The 22,129-nt window shown below is 66.5% G+C and carries 21 protein-coding genes and 1 riboswitch; of the genes, 13 read left to right on the top strand and 8 right to left on the bottom strand.

The annotated features are described in order from the left end of the window. Window positions 1-43: 43 nt before the first annotated feature. The 3 genes from BHK69_RS08410 to BHK69_RS08400 are packed head-to-tail and all read right to left on the bottom strand — an operon-like array spanning window position 44 to window position 2,579. On the bottom strand, window positions 44-808 hold the full coding sequence (locus tag BHK69_RS08410) for an ABC transporter ATP-binding protein (RefSeq protein WP_083269202.1): 765 nt from the start codon (window positions 806-808) through the stop codon (window positions 44-46). After that, a complete protein-coding gene (locus tag BHK69_RS08405; protein ID WP_069689697.1) occupies window positions 796-1,548 on the bottom strand; it encodes an ABC transporter permease in 753 nt (250 codons plus the stop codon). Before BHK69_RS08405 ends, BHK69_RS08410 begins: the two co-directional genes overlap by 13 nt. Before the next feature lie 5 nt (window positions 1,549-1,553). Next, on the bottom strand, window positions 1,554-2,579 hold the full coding sequence (locus BHK69_RS08400) for an ABC transporter substrate-binding protein (protein ID WP_069689696.1): 1,026 nt from the start codon (window positions 2,577-2,579) through the stop codon (window positions 1,554-1,556). A gap of 161 nt (window positions 2,580-2,740) precedes the next feature. Between BHK69_RS08400 and BHK69_RS08395 the strand changes: the two genes are divergently transcribed. After that, window positions 2,741-3,208, top strand: a complete 468-nt coding sequence (locus BHK69_RS08395; protein WP_069689695.1) for an Lrp/AsnC family transcriptional regulator — start codon at window positions 2,741-2,743, stop codon at window positions 3,206-3,208. Window positions 3,209-3,347: 139 nt separating this feature from the next. Here the strand turns inward: BHK69_RS08395 and BHK69_RS08390 are convergent, their stop codons facing one another. The 5 genes from BHK69_RS08390 to BHK69_RS08370 all read right to left on the bottom strand — a co-directional run bounded on the left by BHK69_RS08390 (window position 3,348) and on the right by BHK69_RS08370 (window position 8,432). Next, complete coding sequence (locus tag BHK69_RS08390; RefSeq protein ID WP_069689694.1) at window positions 3,348-4,103, bottom strand: SDR family NAD(P)-dependent oxidoreductase; 756 nt, start codon at window positions 4,101-4,103, stop codon at window positions 3,348-3,350. Then, entirely contained in the window at window positions 4,076-5,119 is a 1,044-nt protein-coding gene (locus tag BHK69_RS08385; RefSeq protein ID WP_069689693.1) for a ketopantoate reductase family protein, read from the bottom strand. The genes BHK69_RS08390 and BHK69_RS08385 overlap by 28 nt, the downstream gene beginning before the upstream one ends. Further along, on the bottom strand, window positions 5,116-6,066 hold the full coding sequence (locus BHK69_RS08380) for an isoaspartyl peptidase/L-asparaginase family protein (protein WP_069689692.1): 951 nt from the start codon (window positions 6,064-6,066) through the stop codon (window positions 5,116-5,118). The genes BHK69_RS08385 and BHK69_RS08380 overlap by 4 nt, the downstream gene beginning before the upstream one ends. Before the next feature lie 81 nt (window positions 6,067-6,147). Beyond that, entirely contained in the window at window positions 6,148-7,740 is a 1,593-nt protein-coding gene (locus tag BHK69_RS08375) for an ABC transporter substrate-binding protein (protein ID WP_069689691.1), read from the bottom strand. A gap of 149 nt (window positions 7,741-7,889) precedes the next feature. Next, on the bottom strand, window positions 7,890-8,432 hold the full coding sequence (locus BHK69_RS08370) for a MarR family winged helix-turn-helix transcriptional regulator (RefSeq protein ID WP_083269201.1): 543 nt from the start codon (window positions 8,430-8,432) through the stop codon (window positions 7,890-7,892). Between the two features lie 109 nt (window positions 8,433-8,541). Here BHK69_RS08370 and BHK69_RS08365 point away from each other — a divergent pair, with 109 nt between their 5' ends. From BHK69_RS08365 to BHK69_RS08315, 12 genes are all read left to right on the top strand, one after another. Next, window positions 8,542-9,243 carry a creatininase family protein gene (locus BHK69_RS08365; protein WP_069689690.1) on the top strand — a complete coding sequence of 234 codons (702 nt, stop codon included), beginning with the start codon at window positions 8,542-8,544 and terminating at the stop codon, window positions 9,241-9,243. 22 nt (window positions 9,244-9,265) lie between these two features. Then, window positions 9,266-10,237, top strand: coding sequence for an ABC transporter permease (locus BHK69_RS08360; protein WP_069689689.1), 972 nt, complete (start codon window positions 9,266-9,268; stop codon window positions 10,235-10,237). Further along, window positions 10,237-11,115 (top strand): ABC transporter permease, encoded by an 879-nt coding sequence (locus BHK69_RS08355; protein WP_069689688.1) that lies wholly within the window; start codon window positions 10,237-10,239, stop codon window positions 11,113-11,115. The genes BHK69_RS08360 and BHK69_RS08355 overlap by 1 nt, the downstream gene beginning before the upstream one ends. Before the next feature lie 148 nt (window positions 11,116-11,263). After that, window positions 11,264-12,256 carry an ABC transporter ATP-binding protein gene (locus BHK69_RS08350; protein ID WP_069689687.1) on the top strand — a complete coding sequence of 331 codons (993 nt, stop codon included), beginning with the start codon at window positions 11,264-11,266 and terminating at the stop codon, window positions 12,254-12,256. Continuing rightward, a complete protein-coding gene (locus tag BHK69_RS08345; protein WP_069689686.1) occupies window positions 12,253-13,254 on the top strand; it encodes an ABC transporter ATP-binding protein in 1,002 nt (333 codons plus the stop codon). The genes BHK69_RS08350 and BHK69_RS08345 overlap by 4 nt, the downstream gene beginning before the upstream one ends. Window positions 13,255-13,265: 11 nt before the next feature. After that, window positions 13,266-14,165: a polysaccharide deacetylase family protein gene (locus BHK69_RS08340; protein ID WP_069689685.1), complete on the top strand. Its 900-nt coding sequence runs from the start codon at window positions 13,266-13,268 to the stop codon at window positions 14,163-14,165. Between the two features lie 1,183 nt (window positions 14,166-15,348). Further along, window positions 15,349-15,477 carry a hypothetical protein gene (locus BHK69_RS33390; protein WP_280142027.1) on the top strand — a complete coding sequence of 43 codons (129 nt, stop codon included), beginning with the start codon at window positions 15,349-15,351 and terminating at the stop codon, window positions 15,475-15,477. Window positions 15,478-15,488: 11 nt separating this feature from the next. Next, window positions 15,489-16,400: an OmpA family protein gene (locus BHK69_RS33070; protein WP_244548513.1), complete on the top strand. Its 912-nt coding sequence runs from the start codon at window positions 15,489-15,491 to the stop codon at window positions 16,398-16,400. A 224-nt stretch (window positions 16,401-16,624) separates the two neighbouring features. Further along, entirely contained in the window at window positions 16,625-16,825 is a 201-nt protein-coding gene (locus BHK69_RS08330; RefSeq protein WP_069689684.1) for a hypothetical protein, read from the top strand. Between the two features lie 234 nt (window positions 16,826-17,059). Beyond that, window positions 17,060-18,979: a sensor domain-containing diguanylate cyclase gene (locus BHK69_RS08325; protein ID WP_069689683.1), complete on the top strand. Its 1,920-nt coding sequence runs from the start codon at window positions 17,060-17,062 to the stop codon at window positions 18,977-18,979. 183 nt (window positions 18,980-19,162) lie between these two features. Continuing rightward, a riboswitch (TPP riboswitch) is annotated at window positions 19,163-19,267 on the top strand. Between the two features lie 76 nt (window positions 19,268-19,343). After that, window positions 19,344-21,257, top strand: a complete 1,914-nt coding sequence (gene thiC, locus BHK69_RS08320; RefSeq protein ID WP_069689682.1) for a phosphomethylpyrimidine synthase ThiC — start codon at window positions 19,344-19,346, stop codon at window positions 21,255-21,257. A 2-nt stretch (window positions 21,258-21,259) separates the two neighbouring features. Further along, a complete protein-coding gene (locus BHK69_RS08315) occupies window positions 21,260-22,009 on the top strand; it encodes a hydroxyethylthiazole kinase (RefSeq protein WP_069693483.1) in 750 nt (249 codons plus the stop codon). The last annotated feature ends 120 nt before the right edge of the window (window positions 22,010-22,129 follow it).

Here is a 22,129-nt window from a genome sequence, read left to right as displayed (position 1 = left end):
TGCCGAAGGCAAGACCCGGGTGCTCGCAATGACGACGAAGCGTTCAGATCGCTGCCCCGTCCATCACCGTATCCGCGCCCAGGCCCAATCGCACCGCGCGCACGATCTCGGCTTCGGCCGCCTCGCCGCGCTTGCGGGGACGGGGCGCGCTGATCCTGTGCTCGGCGATGATCTGGCCCGGCGCGCCGGAGAGGATGACGACGCGGTCGGCAAGATAAGCCGCCTCGTCGATGTCGTGGGTGACGAAGAGCACGGTTTTGCCGGTGCGCTGCCAGACGCGGATCAGTTCGTCCTGCAGGCTTTCGCGGGTCAATGCGTCGAGCGCCGAAAACGGCTCGTCCATCAGCAGGATCTCGGGCTCGACCGCGAGCGCGCGGGCCAGCGAGACGCGCTGGCGCTGGCCGCCGGAGAGCTGGTGCGGCCAGCGGTTCGCCAGCGAACTCAAGCCCACGAGATCGAGCATCTCCTGCGCCTTGGCCTGTCGCTCGTGACGCGAGACCTGTCCTTCGAGCCCGAAGCCGACATTCGAGGCAACCTTGCGCCAGGGCAGCAGGCGCGAATCCTGGAAGACGAGTGCGACCGGCCGGCGGGTGTCATCTGCGGCATTGATCACGACTTCGCCGCCACTGGGCCTGGCGAGGCCCGCGATGACGCGCAGCAGCGTCGACTTGCCGACGCCGGACGGGCCGACGATCGCCAGGAACTCGCCGCGCGCGACCGAAAGATCAAGCTTGTGCAGCACCTCCGTCGCCTCGCCATCGCGGGTGAAGGTCAGCGAGAGGGCCTTGATGTCGATCACGCTTTCCATCGCAGCACCCATTTCTGGAAGGCGACGAAGAGGGTGTCGAGGAAGCCGTAGAGCCCCGCCATGGTCAGCATGTAGATCACCACGATATCGGTCGCGAGCAGGCTGGAGGCCTGCATCATGCGCTGGCCGACGCCGGCGACGCCAAAAATCTCGGCCGCGACGACCGCCATCCAGGCCTGGCCCAGCGCCGTGCGCACGCCGATCAGAATGCCGGGCATGGCAGCCGGCAGCAGGATCTTGGTCAGGCGCTGCCAGCTCGTGCGGAAGCCGAAGGCGTCGGCGACCTCGATCAGATCGCGATCGACGCCGCGGACAGCGCCCTGGGCGGCGAAGAAGACGATCCAGAACACGCCGATCGCGATGATGAACACCGCGGCCGACGGGTTCACGCCAAACCAGATGATGGCAAAGGGCACCCAGGCGAGGCCGGGAATAGGCCGCAGCAGGCGCACCACCCAGGCCGTGGCTTCTTCAGCGATGCGCGACATGCCGACGAGCACGCCAAGCGCCGCGCCCAGCACCGAGCCGGTGATCAGGCCGGTGAAGTAATGGCCGAGCGAACCGAGGATCGCGGCAATCCAGGCGCCCGAGGTGACCTCACGCCAAAACGCCTTCGGCAAGGCGCTCGGGCCCGGCAGGAAGGCCGGGTTCACGAGGCCGAAGAAGGGGATCGCCTCCCAGAACAGCAGGAAGGCGACGAGGCCCGCGAGGGCTAGGGCCGGAGCCCGAAGGGATTGCAAGGATGTCAGCCGCCCGTCTTGATCGCGCGCTCGTAATACTGCGTCTCGAACAGGCCGTCGAACGGCAATTCCTTATCGAGCGAACCGAGCTTGACCTGATAGGCCTGCATGACGCGGGACGGCTCGATGATCTTGCGCGGATCGATCTCGAAGGTGCTCGCCGGCGAGGTCAGCGCCTTGCGGATCAATTCGGGATCGACGATGCCCTTGCCGAGCGCGGCCCCGACATGGGGCGCGGCCTTGTCGGGGTTCTTGGCGATCAGATCGGCGGCTCGCACCAGGCTGTTGACCAGCTTCTGCACGACCTCCGGGTTCTTGGTGACGAAGGCGCCCGAGCCCGCCACCACCGTGCCGGGCTGGCCGGGGAAGAGCTCCTGCCCGCCCGCGATCAGCCTGATGCCGGGGTTGCGGGTCTGGATGATGGTCAGCGCCGGCTCGCGCACGATCGCACCCTCGACAGCCGCCGCCAGCACCGCCTGCTGGGTCGCGTCGATGCCCATCGGTACGACCTCGACATCGGCCTTGTCGGCCTTGGCGACCTCCCAGAGCCAGTATTGCAGCGTGGTGTTGGGCACGGAGCCCGCCGGCTGGGTGGCGAGGCGCGCGGCCTTGCCGGTCGCGGCCTTGTAGGCCTTGAAGGCGGCCGCCGCCGTGGTGCCCGGCGTGAAGAACTTCGTCAGGGACGGCGCGGCGACGAAGACGTTCTCGGCCACCGCCGTGGCAGCCACGACGCGGACATCGACGCCGCGCGAGCGCGCCACCGCCAGCGGCGCGATGCCGGCGACATAGAAATCGATCGTGCCCGAGGCGAAGGCCTGGATCATGTTCGGGCCGGATTCGAACACCGTGAAGCTCGCATTGAGGCCGGCCTGCTTGAGCCAGCCCTCGCCATTGGCGACGAAGACCGGAGCCGTGCCGATGACCGGGATATAGCCGATGCGGGCGGTGACAGCGTCCTGGGCGCGCGCACCGGCGATGGGTGCGGCGGCGAGAAGCGCGGAACCGGCGAGCAGGAACTGGCGGCGATCCATCGATCAAATCCTTCGTGAGAACGGGGCGGGAAATGCACCCATTGACAGATTGAGAAAAGGATTTTCTATCTGAAAACAAGTTTGAAGCCTTAAAAAGATAATTATTCTTACTTTTCTGCACACGACAGATATAATCTTCTCCTCACGGACGGAATACGAGAATGGATGCGATAGACCGGAAAATCCTCACCGTCCTGCAGGGCGACGCCAACATCTCGATCGCGGAACTCGCCGACCGTGTCGGGCTGTCGCAGACGCCATGCTGGAAGCGCATCCAGCGTCTGGAGCAGTCGGGCGTCATCGTGAAACGCGTCGCGCTGGTCGCGCCTGAGAAGATCGGGCTCGGCCTCACCGTCTTCGTCCAGATCGAGACCGCCGACCATTCCGGGCCGTGGCTGGAGAAGTTCGCGCAGATGGTCGCGTCGATGCCGGAGGTGATGGAGTTCTACCGCATGGCCGGCGATGTCGACTACATGCTGCGCGTCGTCGTCGCCGACATGGCGGCCTATGACGGCTTCTACAAGAAGCTGATCGAGACGATTCCCTTGAAGAACGTGACCTCGCGCTTCGCCATGGAGCGGATCAAGTCGACCACGGCCTATCGTGTGCCGGACCTGCCTAAGGTGTGAAGTCGGGCGGCAGCGTCATGCTCGGGCTTGCCCCGAGCATCTCTCGGGAGTGATGCGCACTGAGCCTCATCCTGCATGAGATTCTCGGGTCAAGCCCGAGAATGACGAATGGAGAGGCCCCAGTGTGACGAGAAGCCCTTTACGACCGCCCGCCATCCACGGACAGCACCTGCCCGGTGATCCAGCCTGCCTGTTCGCTGAGGAAGAACAGCGTCGCCGCCGCGATGTCGGCGGGCGTGCCGAGGCGGCGGGTGTGGATGCCCTCGATCAGGCGTTTCTGGCCCTCGGGACCATAGCTCTCCCATTGCCGCTCGGTCGCGGGGTTGGAGCGCACGAAGCCCGGCGCGACGGAGTTCACCGTGATGCCATGGGGGCCGAACTCCCAGGCGAGCTGCTTGGTCAACCCGACCAGCGCGTGCTTGGCGCTGGCATAGGCCTGGATGCCGGTGAGGCTCGGCCGCAGGCCCGCGCCCGACGAGATCGTGACGATGCGGCCATAGCCGGACTGCCGCATCACCGGGGCGGCGGCCTGGGCGAGAAAGAAGGCAGCGTCGACATTGGCGGCGAAGATCACGCGCCAATCGGCCTCGGAGATCGCCTCGATCGGCCGGCCGACCTGCCCGCGCACGCCGCCGGCAGCATGGACCATGAGATCGAGCTTGCCGCTTTTCGCGACGATCTCGGCTATCAGCGCGCTCGCAGCCTCGGGCGTAGCGAGATCGACCACATGCGGCGTCGCGCCGATCGCCTTGGCCGTCTCGGCCACGCCCGCGGCGTCGATATCGGCAAGGTGCACGGTCGCGCCGGACTCGGCCAGCGCCGTGGCGATGGCCCGGCCAAGGCCCTGGGCTGCGCCGGTGACGAGGGCTACGCGGTTGTCGAAGCGGATTTGCATTGGTCGAGCAGGACTTTCAGCGTGGCGAAGGAGAGCGGACGGTTGCCGTCCTCGATCTCATGGATGAGCGAAACCAGCGTGATCAGCGCCGGGGTGGCGACACCCGCCTCGCGGCCCAGCGTCGCGATGATGCCGATCTGCGGATCGACCTCGGTCTTGCGCTTGCGCACGGCCAGATCGCGCCAGATGCCGGAATGGGTTTTCGCCGTCTTGGAGGTGTAGTCGGCGAGCCAGGCAATCGTCTCGATTTGCGGGCCTTCAGGCCGGCCGGGAGCAAAGACCATCGGATCGAACCCGCCGAAGCCGAGCGAGCGTACGCCGCGCGCAGCGGCGACCGCGCCGACCTCGCGACCGAGCGCGAGCCAGACCGGCAGGCGCGTGGGATCGGCGAAATTCGCCGACATCGTATCATCCGTCAGCGCCGTGCCGAACAGCATCGCGCCATAGGCGAGCTTACCCCAGAGCGAACCCCAGATGTTGTCGGTCACGACCGAATCCTGGTCGAAGAGCTTCAGCAACGCATGCATCTCGCGCAGGCGCGGCGTCATCGCCCCGTCGAGCTCGCCGACGACGACCGCGCCGCGATTGCCGTATAAAATCTCGCCCGGCCCATGCCAGTCCGCGCCGAAATTGACGAAGCAGCCCATGGTCCGCGCCTCGCCGAGCTGGCCTGCGATCGTCAACTCGTTGAGGCCGTTCTGGGCCGAGAGCACGAATCCGTCCGCCGCGAGATGCGGCTTCAGCGCCGCGACCGCAGCTTCGGTCGCACCGGCCTTCACCGCCAGCACGATGCGCTTATAGGTGCCGGTCAATTCGGCCGGCGTCACGGCCGGAACGATCTGGCGGAATTCCTCGATCGGCCCGGTGATCGCAAGGCCTGTCATGCGGCAGGCCTCGACATGCTCGGGCACGATATCGACGAGGAGGACAGGAATACCGGCGCGAGCCCAATAGGCGCCCAGCGTGCCGCCGATCGCGCCTGCGCCCCAGATCAGGATGGGTTCGGGTGTGCTCATGCCTGCCCCGCCATCTCGACATCGCCATGGGTCGCGACATGGACGAGCCCGTCGGGCGTGACCCAGCCGCGATACATGCCCTCGGAATTATAGGGCGCGACGATGGCGCCATCGGCATCGATGGCGACGAGGCCGGCGCCGATCTTGTGGGCCGTCAATTCGGCCAGGGCCGTATCGGTCGCCTGTTTCAGGCTCAGCCCCTTATAGGCGATCAGCGACGCGATCTCGTGGCCGACGCAATAGCGGATGAAATACTCGCCCTTGCCGGTGCCGGAGACGGCGCAGCGGCCGTCGCGGGCATAGGTGCCGGCTCCGATGATGGGGGAATCACCGACGCGCCCGACCGGCTTATTGGTGTAGCCGCCGGTCGAGGTCGCGGCGGCGAGATGGCCTTGGACATCTCGTGCGACCGCGCCGACCGTGCCGTGCTTTTCCGCCTCGCTCGCTTCCGAGGCCGTGCCGACCAGTTCCCGGATCTTCATCGAGGAGAGGTTCTTGCGGCGGCGCTCGGTCGAGAAATACTCGTTCTCGACCATGTCCAGGCCTTCATGATCGGCGAAGGCATCCCCGGCCGCGCCCGCCAGCAACAGCGGATCGCCGCGCCGCATCAAGGCCTTCGCGGCGCTGACCGGGTTCTTGATGCGCTTGACGCCGCAGAGCGCGCCGGCCGCCAGTGTCGCTCCATCCATGATCGAAACGTCGAGCTCGTGCTCGCCATCGGCATTGAAGGCCGAACCATGGCCGGCATTGAAATGCGGCGAATCCTCCATCACCCGCACCGCCGCCTCGACAGCGTCCACCGCCGTGCCGCCCTTGGCGAGGATCGCCCAACCGGCGCGCAAGGAGGCTGCGAGATCGGCCCGGGCCTGCGCCCATTCGGCGTCGGTCATCTCGGCCTTGGGCAGCGTGCCGCAGCCGCCATGGATGGCGAGAGCGATGTTGGTCATGTGAGGAGGCTCATTTTGCGGTGGGCGAGTGGCGAATAGCGAATGGCGAGTGGGGCTATTCGCCACTCGCCATTCGCCCCTTCACTTCTTGGCGGGCTTGATGTCCATCGCCAGCGTGTCCTCGTCCACGCGCGGGGCGATCGTGACCTTGTCCTTCTGCATCGCCCAAGCCGAGCCGACAGAGACGATCGGCAGGCGCGGCCGATCCTTGGCGACGATGGCGTTGGCGTCTGAGAGATATTTGTTGCGCTTGGCCTCGTCCATTTCGACGCCGGCATCCTCGATCAGCTTGTCGAGCTCGGCATTCTTGTAGCCGAGCACATTGAAGGGGCCGAGCTTCTTGGCGGGATCGTTGGAGTGCACGACCGAGGAGAGCGTGTAGTTCGCCTCGCCCGTCAGCGTACCCCAGCCAGACATCGCCAGCGAGAACTCGCCGCGCGAGCGTGCCGGGAAGAAGACCGCGCCGGGCTGGGCGTTGGCGTTCACCTCGATGCCGATGCGGGCCAGCATCTGCGCGATCGAGGTGCCGACCTGGCGATCACCCGGCAAGCGGTCGCTGGTGAAGGAGAAGGTCACCTTGAAGCCATTGGCGTAGCCGGCCTCCTCCATCAGCTTCTTGGCCTTGGCGAGATCGGGCTTCAGCGGCGGCAGTGAGGTGTTGAAGCCGGCGATGCTGGAGGTGACGAGCTGGTTGACCGGGGCTCCCAACCCTTCCATCGCGATCTCGACCAGGGCCGGCCGGTCGATGGCGAGGTCGATCGCCTCGCGCACCTTGACGTCCTGCAGCGGGTTCTTTGCCAGCGGGGAGCCGTCCTTGGCGCTGATCTGCGGGGCCTTGTCCCGCATGTCGAGCTCCATGTTGAAAACATAGACCGTGTCGATGGTCGCGACCGAAAGCTTCGGATCGCGCTTCAGCGTCGCGACGTCGGAAGACGGCGCGCGGACGATGATGTCGACCTGGCCAGCCTTAAGCTGGGCGACGCGGGCGGCGTCATTGGGCAATTCCTTGCGGACGACCCGGGCCCATGGCTCCTTCGGCCCCCAATAGCCGTCGAAGCGGTCCAGAACCATCTGATCCTTCGGCGTCCAGGAGACGAATTTGTAGGGACCGGTGCCAATCGCCGCCTTGCCGGAGTTGAAGGCTTCATTGGCGTTGTCCTTGGTCAGGCCTTTGGCGGCCTTGGCCGAGACGATGAACAGGCGGATGAAGTCGTTGGGCAGGTTCGGCGCCGGTCCGTCGGTGACGATATGGACCGTCAGCGGGTCGATGATCTTCACCTCCTTGACGCGGCGGACATAGATCGTCGTCGGATTGGGGCCCGAGACGACCGGAATGCGCTCGATCGAGAACTTGACGTCCTCGGCGGTGAAATCCGAGCCGTCGTGGAATTTCACGCCGGGACGCAGCTTGAACTCCCAAACGGAGGGCTCAATCGCCTTCCAGCTCAAGGCGAGGCGCGGCTCGATCTGGAGTTTGTCGCCGGACCAGGTCAGCGTGTCGAAGACATGCTTCAGCGCTTCGGCATGGGTGCCGGTCGCGGTGAAATGCGGATCGATCGAGTCCGGGCCGGCGCGCACGCCGATCGTGAGATTCTGGGCGAGAGCTGCGGTCGACACCGACATACCAAGCATGGCCGCGAGGGCGAGCGAGCGAAGGGGAAGGGATAGTTTCATGATGGTGGTCCTCTGAGATCTGTCATGCCTTGTCGAGCGGCATGATCGGTTGATTCCACGCGATGGTTTTTCTCTAGTAAGCCCGGCGCGCGGTCGCGAAATGCCGCACTCCGTCGGTTCTTTGGAAAGACGGTTCGGATGCCTTCGGGCTATGTCTGGCTTTCGAGATCATTGGGCCAGGTCGGCGAGGCGATGACGAGCTTGTCCATCAATTCGCAGAGCTGGCGCTGCTCGGCTTCGCTGAGCCCTTCCAGCATGGTAGTCTGCTGCTGCACCATCACCGGCATCGTTTCCTCGAAGATGGCGCGTCCGGCCGTGGTCAGGCGCAGCACGAAGCTGCGCAGATCGTCGCGGTCGGTCTCGCGCTTGAGCAGGCGGCGGGTCAAAAGCTTCTGGATGGCGCGCGAGAGCGTGTTCTTGGGCAGCCCGGAGGAGGCCACGATGTTCTTGGCGGCCACGCCATCCCTCAGGCCAACGGCGTAGAGCACGACGAATTCCGGCCGCACCAGGCCATAGCGGGTCTCGATCCAGCGATAGACGGGATCGTTGAAGCGAAAGGCGATGAAATTCAGCCGGAAGGACAGCCAGCAGGGATTGTCCCAGAGCTTGGTGATGGTGAGCGGATCAAGGTCGCGCAGCGCGGCCTCGCGCTCATGGTCAAGACGCGACAAGGCGGTCGGAGCGCGGCGCATGATCAGCTCCCTGATTTAGTTCCAAATGGAACTTGACGCTCCTGAAAGCGGGAGTCAAGGATGGCCCATCCATCGGATTTTGCCACATATTTTCTGCAAGGAACGGGCCGTGCGTATCGCACAGATGAACTGGATGCAGGTTGAGGCGCAAGCCAAGCGGGACGACCGCTGCGTCCTGCCGCTCGGCAGCGTCGAGCAGCACGCCTATCTGAGCCTGGCGACCGACGCGATCCTCTCCGAAAAAGTGGCTCAGGATGCGGCGGAACCGCTCGACATCCCGGTCTTTCCCGTGCTCGCCTATGGCATGACGCCGGGCTTTGCCGCCTATCCCGGCACCGTCTCGCTGCGGCTGAGCACGTATATTGCTGTGGTGGAGGACATGCTCGAAGGGTTCTACCGCTCCGGCTTCCGTCGCATCGTGCTGGTCAACGGCCATGGCGGCAATTCGCCGGCCATGACCTTCTGCACGGAGTGGATGGGCGTGCGGACCGATGCCAGCGTCAGGATGCATAATTGGTGGGCCGGGCCGCGTTTTCAGGCAGCGGTGAAGGCGCTCGACCCGGCGGCCTCGCACGCTTCCTGGATGGAGAACTTCCCCTGGACGCGGCTGGAAGGCGTGGCGCTGCCCAATGCCGCGAAACCGCCCTTCAATGCGGCGCTTTATCAGGCAGCCAGCCCGGCCCGGAAGCGAGAGATCCTCGGCGACGGCAATTTCCACGGCCGCTACCAGCGCACCGACGAGGAGATGCTGAGCCTGTGGCAGATCGGCGTCGAGGAGACCCGCGCGGCGATGGTCGAGGACTGGCCGTGAGGCGACGCCACGGCGCCCGCCCATGCTAGGTCACATCATCGAGCGCGTGGTGCAGGCGCTCGCCGTCATGCTGGTCATGTCGGCGCTGGTCTTCGTCGGCGTCTACGCTATCGGCAACCCGATCGACGTGCTGATCGGCCCCGATGTCAGCCAGGACATCAGGCTCGAGACCATCGCCCGCTATGGGCTCGACCGGCCACTCTGGGAGCAGTACTTCACCTTCCTCGGGCGCATCCTGCATGGTGATTTCGGCCGCTCCTTCGTCTTCGGCATGCCGGTGCTCGACCTGATCCTGTCGCGCCTGCCGGCGACGCTGGAGTTGACGCTGCTGGCCGTCTGCGGCGCCGCGCTGATCGGAATCCCCGCCGGCATCTATGCCGGCTACCGGCCGCACGGCCTGCCCGCCAAGATCATCATGGCGGTCTCGATCCTCGGTTTCTCGGTGCCGACCTTCTGGATCGGCCTCGTGCTGATCATCACCTTCGCGGTCGAGCTGCAATGGCTGCCGGCGGGCGGGCGCGGCGACACGGCCTCGCTCTTCGGCATCGAATGGAGCTTCCTGACGCTGAACGGGCTCAGCCATCTGCTGCTGCCGGCGCTGAACCTTGCCTTCTTCAAGCTCGCCTTGATGACGCGCCTCGCCCGGGCGGGCACGCGCGAGGTGATGCTGACCGACACGGTGAAATTCGCCCGCGCCGCCGGCCTGTCGGAATGGACCGTGCTGCGCCGGCACGTGCTGCGATTGATCGCGATCCCGATCGTCACCGTCTTCGGGCTGGAATTCGCCTCGACGCTGGCCTTCGCCGTCGTCACCGAGACGATCTTCTCCTGGCCCGGCATCGGCAAGCTGATCATCGACTCGATCACCTCGCTCGACCGGCCGGTGATGGTTGCCTATCTCATGCTCGTCGCCGTCGTCTTCATCACCATCAATTTCCTGGTCGATCTCGCCTATGTCGGGCTCGATCCGCGCCTGCGGAAGGCGCGCGCCTGATGAAGCCCGCCTCCCCGATCGCCCGCTTCTGGGCCGAATTCCGCGAGAGCCGGGTCGCGCTCGCCGCACTCACCGTCATGGTGCTGATGATCGGCGTCGCGCTGCTCGCCCCGCTCATCGCGCCTCAGGACCCTTACGACCTCGCCAATCTCGTGCTGATGGATGCGCGCCGGCCGCCGGGCTTCGTCGGCTCGAGCGGCTACATTCATATCCTGGGCACGGACGCACAGGGACGCGACCTATTCTCGGCCATCCTCTATGGCTTGCGCATCTCCTTGCAGATGGGTTTGATCGCCGGCTCCTGTGCCTTCGTAATCGGCGTCAGCCTGGGGTTGGGCGCGGCCTATGTCGGCGGGCGCTGGGAGGCCTTCATCATGCGGGTGATCGACCTGCAGCTTGCCTTTCCCGCGATCCTGCTCGCGCTCGTGCTCTCGGCCCTGCTCGGCCAGGGCAAGGCGCAACTCATCACCGCGCTCACCGCCGCCCAATACGCCTATTTCGCCCGCACCGCCCATGGCGCAGCGGCGGCCGAACGCGGCAAGGACTATATCGAGGCAGCGCTCTCGACGCCGCTGCCGGGCTGGCAGGTGGTCTTCCGCCACATCCTGCCGAACTGCCTGCCACCCCTGATCGTGATCGCGACCGTGCAGGTCGCCAACGCCATCGCGCTCGAAGCCACCTTGTCCTTTCTCGGCGTCGGACTTCCGGTCACCGAGCCCTCGCTTGGCATGCTGATCGCGAACGGCTTCCAGTACATGCTGTCAGGCCGCTACTGGATCTCGATCTATCCCGGCATCGCGCTGATCGTGCTCATCGTCGCCATCAACCTCGTCGGCGACCAGATCCGCGACCAGGTCAATCCGAGGCTGAAGCGATGAGGGACGGGCTCAGATCGCTCCCGTCATGGTCGTCCTCGCGCTTGTCCCGAGGATCATCCCGATCATCCACGTCTTCCTTCGGCGAAGCCAGTGTTCGAGACGTGGATGCTCGCCACGAGGGCGAGCATGACGGCAGAGGCACGTCGCCATGACCGCGCCCCTCCTCGAAGTCGACAATCTCGCGACGCATTTCTTCACCCGCGCCGGGGTGGTGAAGGCGGTCGACGGCGTTTCCTTTCGTCTGAGCAAGGGCGAGGTCATGGGCCTCGTCGGCGAGTCCGGCTCGGGCAAGAGCGTCACCGGCTTCTCGCTGCTGGGCCTGGTCGACCCGCCCGGCCGCATCGCCTCGGGCGCCGTGCGCTTCGAGGGACAGGACCTCGTTTCGATGCGGCCCTCGCAACTGCGGCAGCTGCGGGGCAAGCGCATCGCAATGGTCTTCCAGGACCCGGCGACGACGCTGAACCCGGTCATCACCATCGGCGAGCAGATGCGCATGGCCTTGGAAGCCCATGGCGTGACCGGCGAGCAGGCGACGCGCACGCGCAGCGTCGCCGTGCTGACCCGCGTCGGCATTCCCGACGCCGCGCGCCGCCTGGGCGCCTATCCGCATGAGTTCTCCGGCGGCATGCGCCAGCGCGTCGCGATCGCAATCGCGCTGCTGCACGACCCTGCCCTGCTGATCGCCGACGAGCCGACGACAGCGCTCGACGTCTCGATCCAGGCGCAGATCCTGGCCGAGATGAAGGCGCTCGTCGCCGATCTCGGCATGGCGCTGATCTGGATCAGCCACGACCTCGCCACCGTCTCCTCGCTCGCCGACAAGATCGCGGTGATGTATGCCGGGCGCATCGTCGAGGCCGGCCCGACGGCCGCCGTGCTGCGCAACCCGCGCCACCCCTATACGCGCGGGCTGCTGGATTCCCTGCCGGCCCGCGCCGAGCCCGGCCGCGATCTGGTGCAAATTCCGGGCTCCACGCCCTCACTGCTCTCGCTGCCGCCGGGCTGCGCTTTCGCGCCGCGCTGTCCGCGCGCCGACGCCGCCTGCCAAATGATGCCAGAGCTGGTGATGCCTGAGCTGGTGACGGAACATCTGCGCCAGCATCGCTGCCACCATCCGCTCGGGCTGGAGGTCGCGATATGACCGACGCCTTCCTCAACATCGAGAACGTCTCGCGTCGGTTCGCGCCGCGCATCTCCTTCGGCGACAGGATCGCAGCCAAGCTCGGCCAGAAGGTCGACACCCGCATCACTCATGCCGTCGATGGCGTCTCCCTGACCGTCGCCAAGGGCGAGGCGCTCGGGCTCGTCGGCGAATCCGGTTGCGGCAAGTCCACGCTCGGCCGCGTCGTCGCCGGCATTCTGGCACCGAGCGCGGGTGCAACCTCGGTTGCCGGCGAGCCGGTGATGTCGGGCGGGCACAAGACGACGACGCGCGTCCAGATGATCTTCCAGGACCCCTACGCCTCGCTCGATCCGCGCATGCAGGTCGGCGACACCATTGCGGAAGGGCCGCTCGCGCATGGCCTGACGACGAAGGCGCAGGCGCGCGACTATGTCGGCAAATGGCTCACGACCGTGGGGCTCGATCCGTCCATCGCCTCGCGCTACCCGCACCAATTCTCGGGCGGGCAGCGCCAGCGCATCGCGATCGCGCGTGCGCTCGCGATGCAGCCGGACATGCTGGTCTGCGACGAGCCGGTCGCCTCGCTCGATGTCTCGATCCAGGCGCAGATCATCAATCTGTTCCTGAAGCTGCGCCGCGAACTCAACCTCACCATGCTGTTCATCAGCCACGATCTCGGCGTGGTGCGCCATCTCTGCGACCGCGTCGCAATCATGTATCTCGGCCGCATCGTCGAGCTGGGCGAGACGCAGGCGGTCTACGCCGCTCCACAGCATCCCTATACCCAGGCACTGCTCGACAGCGTGCCCAAGCTCGTGCTCGATGACGGCGTCACGACGTCGTTCAAGCCGATCGCGGGCGAATTGCCCTCGCCGCTCTCGCCGCCAGCGGGCTGCCATTTCCATTTGCGCTGCCCGCTCGCGGCAGAGCGCTGTCGCGAGGAGCGGCCGCTGCTGCGCGAGGTCGGCGCGGCCCGCCTCAGCGCCTGTCATTTCGCGCCTTTCGCCCCTGTCTGAAGGAGCCTGCCATGACCGATCTGCCTCTCGAACCCTGGCAATGGCCTGAAGAGACCTGGCGCGCCAAGGTCGACCGCGTCCGCGCCGGACGCAATCTGAAGCCGAAGACCTGGCCCAACGGCGCACGCTGCGCGGTGGCGCTGTCATTCGACGTCGATCATGAGACCAACGAACTGCGCGATGGCGGCAAGTCGGTCGGCCGGCTCTCCTGGGGCCAGTACGGCAATCGCGTCGGCATGCCGCGCATCCTGAGCCTGCTGGCGAAGGAAGGCATTCAGGCAAGCTTCTTCGTGCCGGCGGTGACCGCGCTGCTTTACCCGGACGAACAGCGCCGCGTCATCGCGGAGGGCCATGAGATCGGCCTTCACGGCTGGATCCACGAGGTCAATACCGCCGTGCCCCCGGCCAATGAGCGCGAATTGCATCTGCGCTCGGCCGACACATTGGAACAGGTCACCGGCGTCAGGCCGGTCGGGATGCGCACGCCGTCCTGGGATTTCTCCGAAGTGACGCTGGCGATCGAGCGCGAACTCGGCCTGCTCTACGATTCATCGCTCTTCGCCGATGACGACCCTTACGAATTGATCGAGAAGGGCGAGGCCACCGGCATGGTCGAGCTGCCGGTCGAGTGGATTCGCGACGACGCGGTCTATTTCAACATGAACCGCTTCCAGGCCTTGCGGCCCTATACGGCGCCGGAGACCGTGTTCGACATCTTCCGCCGCGAATTCGACGGCGCCTATGAGGATGGCGGGCTGTTCCTGCTGACCATGCACCCGCATATCATCACCTATCGCTCGCGCATCTGGATCCTCGAGAAGCTGATCGCGCACGCCAAGGCGAAGGGCGATGTCTGGTTCGCCAGCCATGCCGAGATCGCGCGCTATGTGAAGGCCCAGGCCGGGCTCTGAATCGCGCCGTCCCGCCCGGCAAGACCGGGCGGGACGGAACTCTGCCCGATTTCGGCCGTTTTCGCTTCATCGGGGGTTCAGCGCGCAAACGCGTTGATGCCCGTCTCTGAAACGGAAATGGATTTCATGACGCGCACCAAGAACTGGCTCCTGATTGGAACCATGCTGCCTGCGATCACCTTGTCGCAGGGCGGCTTCGCCGCTCCCTCCGCTCAGAATGTCCTGCTGCTGGCGCAAGCGCCCGCCCCCGCTCCCAGCGAGGACGAACCCGGCCGGCCAGGCCGGCCCCGGCCGCCAGGACAGCAGCCGGGAGGCGAGCGCCCGCCCGCGGCCCGCCCCGCACCAGGCGCGCCACCGGCGATACAGCGCCCTGCTGCTCCGCCAGCCCCGAACGCCGCGCCAGCGACTCCGGCTGCGCCCCGTCCCGCTCCGGCTCCGCCGACCGCCGCGCCAGAACCCCGGCCCCAGCCCCGGGCCGAGCCGCCGGCGGCACGTCCGGTTCCGCCCGCGCCCGCTCCGCGCGCCGAGCCGCCCCGCGAGCCATCGATGCCGCGCCCCGTCCCGCCGATCATGGCTCCCGCCCCGGGCGAACCCGGCCGCCCGCCAGCGGCGCGGCCGCAACCCCTGCCCGGCCAGCCGCCAGCCGCACGGCCGACGCCCGCGCCTGCCCCTCTCGCGCCGCCGCCTCCGGCCGGCCGCACGCCGGGTGCCCCGCCCGCCGCTCAGCCTGCACCGGCCCCGAACGCCGCGCCGGCAGCGCCCCGCCCTGCTCCGGTTCCGCCGGCAGTAGCGCCCTCGACGCCGGGAACGCCCACGCCCACGGCTCCGGCCGTCCCGCGCCCGCCACAGCCGCCGGGCCAGCCGCAAGCCGCTCCGCCGGCAGCGGCTCCGGGCCAGGCGCCAGCAACCCGTCCGACGCCCGTGCCGCCGCCCGCGGCCGCACCGCAGACGCTTCCGCCAGCGACCGCTCCGACGGCTCCTGCTCCGAGCGGGCGCAGTCCGGGAACGCCCCTGCCGCCACCTGCCGCCCAGCCGCAGCCGGGGCAGACCCAGCCTGGACAGACTCAGCCCGGACAGACTCTTGCGCCTCCGCCAGCTGCAGCCCCTACGGCTCCCGCTCCAGGCGGGCGCGGCCCGGGAACTCCCCCGCCGCCTTCCGCCCAGCCCCAGCCCGGACAAACTCTTGCGCCTCCGCCAGCAGGCCAGCCCCCCGCTGGTGCTCCCGGCCAACCGCCAGCGCCTGACCGGCAAGGCCGGCGTGGCGGCATCGGGCTTGGCGGCGCAGCCGCGATCGGCCTTGGCGCCGGCGTGATTGGCGGCATCATGGCGACGCAGGGCGCGGAGCGTTTCGACGATGTCCGCAGCCGGCGCGAGGAACGTCGTGACGGCGACGTCACGATCATCCGCGAGCCCGGCCGCACGATCATTCGCGACGACGACCGTGTCATCATCCGCCGCGACGAGACGCAAGCCTTCCGCGATCTCGGTTTCCAGGGCCGAACCGAGCGCCTGGGCGACGAGAACCGCAACGTCTTCGAGCGGCCCGACGGCACGCGCATCGTCACGATCACCGACCAGGATGGCCGCCTGATCCGCCGCACGCGGCTCGACCGCAACGGCCAGGAGTACGTGATCATCGACAACACCCGCCGCGACCGGCCCAATGACCGCTTCTCGGACGAGATCGTCGTGCTGCCGCCGCCACCGCTGCCGATGCCGCGCGAGCGCTATATCGTCGATGCTGAGCGGGCCGATGAGCGTTTGATCTACGAGACGATCATGGCCCCGCCGATCGCGGCGATCCCGCGCCGCTACACGCTCGACGAGGTGCGCTATTCGCCCGATCTGCGGGCGCGGATGCGCAGCGTCGACATCGATACGGTGACCTTCGAGACGGGCTCCTGGACCATCGTGCCGGACCAGGCGCAACGGCTCGCCACCATCGCCCAGTCGATCCGGCAGGGGCTGCAGAGCTCGCCCAACGAGGTCTTCCTGGTCGAGGGGCATACCGACGCCGTCGGCGCCGACATCGACAATCTGTCCTTGTCGGACCGTCGCGCTCAATCGGTCGCAGAAATCCTGACCCGCGACTTCGGCGTGCCGGCTGAGAACCTGACGACCCAGGGCTATGGCGAGCAATATCTCAAGGTCGCGACGCAGGAGCCCTCGCGCGAAAACCGGCGCGTGACGCTGCGGCGGATCACGCCGCTGCTGGCCGGGCAGAGCGGGCGCTGAAGACGATGCCGGCGCGGCGGCTCGCTGCCGCGCCGGTTCGCTTTCGCCGCATCGCTTTCATGAAGCGGCAAGGTCTGTGGTCTAGCTCTTCTGGTCTAGCGCTAGAGCAATTTTCGATCCGACAGGATCGTTCCATTGCACTCGCCCTTTGTTTTGATGCGCTTTCTTCACGCGAACCGGTGTCCACTTCGCTTGAAAGCGCTCTAATTGAGAGGAGACCGACCATGAGCGATTCATCGATTGCCATCGCGCAGAGCCTCGCCGCAAGCCAGGCTGCGGCCACGCGCCAGACGATCCAGACCGCGATGGTCAAGCAGCAGGCCGATGCCGATCAGGCCATGGCCGACCTGCTGCAGCAGGGTGCGGCCCAGGCGAAGGCCGCCCTCCCGGCCGGACAGGGCCAGACCGTCGACATCACCGCCTGAACTCCTACCTCCTGAGCTCCTGCCTCCTGAGCTCCTGCGTCATGGCGTAGAGCACGACGATCCGCGCCCACGCAGCGATACCGGCCGCCGGCATGCAGCCCGGTGAACGACACTCCGCGGGACGCGCAGCCGGCCGAGGCGGCATCGGGAGAGGCTCACTGGCGTTAAGTTTTATTAAGACTGCGATGTGAGGATTACGCCCGCGATGTGAAGCTCCGCTTCGAAGGAACGGCCATGAAGGCGAGTCGCATCAATGGTCACGCCGAGAGCCTGCCGCGCCTGCCATTCTGGACCGCTACATTCGTCACGATGGTCTGCATCGCCATTCTCGCCCTGAGCGGATGGCGCGAATGGGCCACCCGGGAAGCCGATCTGAAGAACGCCGAAATCGACATGGTCAATCTCGCGCGCTCGCTGACACAGCACGCGGAGGACACCATCGAACTCGCCGATGCAGTGCTTTTCGGTTTGGCCAGCAGACTGGAGGCAAACGGCACGGGTCCCGCCGCAATCGCGACAGTTCAGAATGTTCTCGACCTTCGCAAACCGACGCTAGGGCGAATCCGCGGCCTCTTCGTCTACGACGAAACGGGCCGCTGGCTGGCCACCACGGAGAAAGTCGACTTCTCTGGCCTCAACAACAGCGACCGCGCATATTTCCAGCATCATCGCGCTGTGGACGATCGCCGCATCCATCTGGGCCCGCCCGTTCAAAGCCGGGTCGGTGGTCAGTGGATCATCACGGTGTCCCGGCGCCTCGACCATCCCGATGGCGCTTTCGCCGGTGTGGTCCTGGCGACGATCGACGCCGGATATTTCTCGCAGTTCTATCGCCAGTTCGACCTCGGCCCCAACGGGGCAATTACGCTGCTCAGCGCCGACGGCATTCTGCTTGCGCGCAGCGTCGATAACGGCACCTATGTCGGACGAGACATGTCGGCGACACCTCTGATCAGGGACAGGATGTCCCGGCCCGCCGCCAGCGTCTATTATTTCAAATCACCGCTGGATGGGCTGCAACGTTTGAGTTCCTTCAGGTTCAGCGAGCGATATCCGCTGCTGGTGCTGGCGACGGAAGCCCAGGACGATGTTCTGGTGCGCTGGCGCCAGACCGCCATGGTCCGGACGGCCTTCGTGCTGGCTTTGACATTGGTGATTGGCGTCATCGGCCTGTATCTCGTGCGTCAGCTCTATGAGCGCCAGCGTATGGCGGCAGCGCTGATCGCCAAGGAGGCCGATTTCCGTCTGCTCGCGGAAGCATCCAGCGACATGGTCACCCGGATCGATTTCGACGAGCGGATTCTCTACGCTTCCCCCTCCTCCGCGAGCGTTCTGGGCTGGGACCCCACGCAACTGGTCGGAACGCCGGCCCTGGCCGGCGTCAACCCGGAGGACTTGCCCCGGGTCGCACAGGTGGTTGCTGCGTTGAAGCGCGGCGAGGTCGAGGAAGCCAGGATCATCTATCGCACGCGCCACCGGGAGAAGACCGAGATCTGGATCGAGACGACCTTGCGCGTGACAAGATCCGATAGCGGCACGATCAATGGCGTCGTGGCGATCTCGCGCGATATGACCGAGCACAAGGATCTCGAAGACAAACTCGCGGCGCTGGCGACCTTGGACGGGCTGACGGGGCTCGCCAATCGCCGATGTTTCGACGAGCGGCTGGAGCAGGAATGGGCGCGGGCCTCGCGAGAGGGCACCGCCCTTTCCGTGCTGATGATCGATATCGACCATTTCAAGAAGTTCAACGATCGTTACGGACATCCGGCTGGAGATGGCTGCCTGCGTGCTGTGGCCGCCGTGCTGGCCGCGCAAACACGACGCCCGGGCGACCTGGCCTCGCGCTATGGCGGGGAAGAGTTCGCACTCCTCTTGCCCGGTACGGATGCCGAAGGCTGCGAGGTGGTCGGCATGAGATTCTGCGATGCGCTTCGCGACATCCAGATTCCGCACGGGTCGAACCCTCCGTCCGGGCTCGTCACGGCGAGCCTTGGCGGCGCGACTGTCTGGCCGAACTCCAATGCAACGACAGACTGCGCCTCGTTGGTTGGAGCAGCGGATCGGGCGCTTTATTCCGCCAAGGACGGCGGGCGCGATCGCATGGTCATGTCGGGACGAGTGCTGCCCTGGCCGCGCGCCAGGAGCGCCTGACCCGCAACAGAGCGCATCACCGGAATGCGTCGCTTCCGAAGATAGCTCCGCGCGATCCGTCGCAGCCGTCGTCGCGCCGAAGCGCCGCCGCAATCAACGAGGCGCTGAACACATGGCAATGACGTCATGCGAGCCGGGCGCTGTTTGCCGGTTGCGCACCGACGTCATCGCGCCTAACTTCCCAGCCGTTCCGAGGGGTGCTCGCAAGAGCTGAGATGGCCGTAAAGGCCGAACCCATCGAACCTGATCCGGGTCATACCGGCGGAGGGACTGGAACGCGGCTTGCGCATAATCGCGGCCGCAGACAGCGCTAGACCGCTTCGACGCCGGATCTCCTGAACCTTGGACCAAGGAGGAGATCCCCATGAACGTTCACACCAAGACTGCCAAAAACAGCGTCAGGGCCGCGCCCAAGTTTGGTGCACCGACCGGCGTCACCACCGGCCCGATCATCGGCTCGCGCAAGATCTATGTCGCGCCACCGGAAGACCCGACCATGCGGGTGCCCTTCCGCGAGGTGCAGCTTTCGACCGACGCGGAACCACCGGTGCGCATCTACGACCCGTCAGGGCCCTTCACCGAGACCGACGCCAGGATCGATCTGAACCAGGGCCTGCCGCAGCCACGCCGCGCCTGGCTCGACGCGCGCGGTTTCGACAGCATTCCTGGCCGCGAAGTCACCGCCGCCGACAATGGCAACATCTCGCCCGAGAACCTGGTGCCCGCCTGCCCGGCTGAGCGCCCGGTGCTGACGGCCAAGCCCGGCCAGATGGCGACGCAGTACGAGTTCGCCAGGGCCGGCATCATCACGCCCGAGATGATCTATGTCGCGCATCGCGAGAATCTCGGCCGCGCCGCGATGCTGGAAGGCGCGAAAGAGCGCCATGCCGATGGCGAGAGCTTTGGCGCAAGCGTGCCGGAATTCGTCACACCCGAATTCGTGCGCAGCGAGATCGCGCGCGGGCGAGCGATCATTCCCGCCAACATCAACCACCCGGAACTCGAGCCGATGGCGATCGGCCGGAACTTCCTGGTCAAGATCAACGCCAATATCGGTAATTCCGCCGTCACCTCCGGTGCGGCCGAGGAGGTCGAGAAGCTGGTCTGGGCGATCCGCTGGGGCGCGGACACGGTCATGGACCTGTCGACCGGGCGCAACATCCACAACATCCGCTCCTGGATCCTGCGCAACTCGCCGGTCCCGATCGGCACCGTGCCGATCTACCAGGCGCTGGAGAAGGTCGGCGGCGATCCGGTCAAGCTCGACTGGGAGGTGTTCAAGGACACGCTGATCGAGCAAGCCGAGCAGGGCGTCGACTACTTCACCATCCATGCCGGCGTCAGGCTGCCCTATGTGCCGCTGACGGCTTCCAGGGTGACCGGCATCGTCTCGCGCGGCGGCTCGATCATGGCGCGCTGGTGCCTGGCGCATCACAAGGAAAGCTTCCTCTACGAGCGTTTCGACGAGATCTGCGAGATCATGCGGCGCTATGACGTCTCGTTCTCGCTCGGCGACGGATTGCGTCCAGGCTCGATCGCCGACGCCAATGACCGTGCCCAGTTCGCCGAGCTGGAGACGCTGGGCGAGCTCACCAAACTCGCCTGGGACAAGGGCTGCCAGGTGATGATCGAGGGCCCCGGCCATGTGCCGATGCACAAGATCAAGGAGAATATGGACAAGCAGTTGCGCGAATGCGGCGAGGCGCCCTTCTACACGCTGGGACCGCTGACGACCGACATCGCGCCGGGCTACGACCACATCACCTCGGGGATAGGCGCTGCGATGATCGGCTGGTTCGGCTGCGCCATGCTCTGCTATGTCACGCCCAAGGAGCATCTCGGCCTGCCCAACCGCGACGACGTCAAGACCGGCGTCATCGCCTACCGGATCGCGGCCCATGCCGCCGATCTCGCCAAGGGCCATCCGGCGGCCAGGCTCCGCGACGATGCGGTCAGCCGCGCACGCTTCGACTTCCGCTGGGAAGACCAGTTCAACCTGGCGCTCGACCCCGACACCGCCCGCGCCTATCACGACGAAACCTTGCCGAAGGACGCGCACAAGGTCGCGCATTTCTGTTCGATGTGCGGGCCAAAGTTCTGCTCGATGAAGATCACGCAGGATCTGCGCGCCGAGGTCCTCGCCATGGGCGAGAACGAGCGCATTGCACTTGACCAGGCGGCGGCACAGATCGAAACGGAAAGGCATGCGGGCATGGCCGCGAAATCCCAGGAATTTCTTTCGAAGGGCGGCAATCTCTACCTGCCGGCAGCGGAATGAGCATGACCACGGACATCACCCATCTCGATGCCGCCCGCGTCGCCGCCGTGCTGGCGCGCGTGGCGGCGCAGCGGCCGCGGGTGCAATGCCTGACCAACACGGTGGCGCAGAACATCACGGCCAACATGCTGCTCGCCTTCGGGGCGATTCCCTCGATGGCGATCCATGTCGACGAGGTTGCGGCGATGGCCGACGGCGCGGGCGCGATCCTGATCAATATCGGCACAATCAACGCCGAGAGCGAGCTCGCCATTCCCAAGCTTCTGGAGGTGGCGCGCGACCAGGCCAAGCCGCTGGTCTTCGACCCCGTCTTCGTCGAGCTCTCGCCCCTGCGCCAGCATGTGGCGCGCGAGGTGCTGCGCTTGCGCAACATCGTCGTGCGCGGCAACGCGACCGAGATGGCGGCGCTCGAAGACACGCTCCAAGCCGCGCGCGGACATGATCTGACGCTGGTCACGACCGGCAAGATCGACCGCATCGAAGGCCCGCGCGGCGCGTTCTCGGTCGCGCATGGCCATCCCCTGATGACGAAGGTCACCGGCGTCGGCTGTGCGGCCGGCGCCCTGATCGCGGCAGCTTGCGCGGTCGAGAGCAACCCGGCCCTGGCAGCGGCCGCCGCATTGACCGCCTACGGCATCGCCGGCGAGATCGCCGCCGAACGCAGCAATGGCCCCGGCAGCTTCGCTGTCGCGCTGATCGACGCGCTGGCGGGCATCGACGAGGCCACGCTGCGGGCGCGCATGTCCGCTTGAAGACGAAACATCGTCATTGCGCGCGTAGCGAAGCAATCCAGAGCATCGGCCCGAAAAGTGGGAACCGGTTTTCGGGACAAGCCGATGCAAGATCAAAGCCCTACAGCCTCGGACCGAATC

It is taken from the genome of Bosea vaviloviae (genome assembly GCF_001741865.1).
Taxonomy (GTDB): Bacteria; Pseudomonadota; Alphaproteobacteria; order Rhizobiales; family Beijerinckiaceae; genus Allobosea; species Allobosea vaviloviae.
Note: the sequence above shows the minus strand (reverse complement) of the source record. Positions and strands in the feature narration are given on the sequence as shown.